The organism is Caballeronia sordidicola, assembly GCF_000729995.1.
GTDB classification, from domain to species: Bacteria; Pseudomonadota; Gammaproteobacteria; order Burkholderiales; family Burkholderiaceae; genus Caballeronia; species Caballeronia sordidicola_A.
Window position 1 is genome coordinate 1 of the sequence record NZ_JNFG01000192.1, and the last position, 272, is coordinate 272.

Genomic DNA, 272 nt, shown 5'->3' on the forward strand with positions numbered 1-272 from the left:
CACTGCTCAAGAAACGCCGCGATCAGATCGCCAACGGTGGTTTTATTAGACATGTCGCGCAACCCCTCCAGAAACTTCGATGTGACTGCCCGTCGTGTAGGACGACAGGCTCGTAGACAGATAAAAAGCTTGTGACGACGCTCAGGCGTCTGTGGCGAGCACGTCGGAACCCGCGTTCTGGGAGAAGGCGTTGAGTTGATCGAGTTCTTGTTGAGCGCGCTGCTTCATCAAGCGCCTCACCCGGGTGATGCCCACATCGTGCTGATAGAGAA

General features: G+C 55.9%; 2 pseudogenes. Both read right to left on the reverse strand.

What is annotated here, in order from left to right:
• Nucleotides 1-45: 45 nt before the first annotated feature.
• Nucleotides 46-141 (reverse strand): annotated as a pseudogene (locus FH08_RS52165) (short chain dehydrogenase); the annotation flags it as partial.
• Nucleotides 142-272: pseudogene (locus tag FH08_RS53695) on the reverse strand (3-phenylpropionate dioxygenase); the annotation flags it as partial.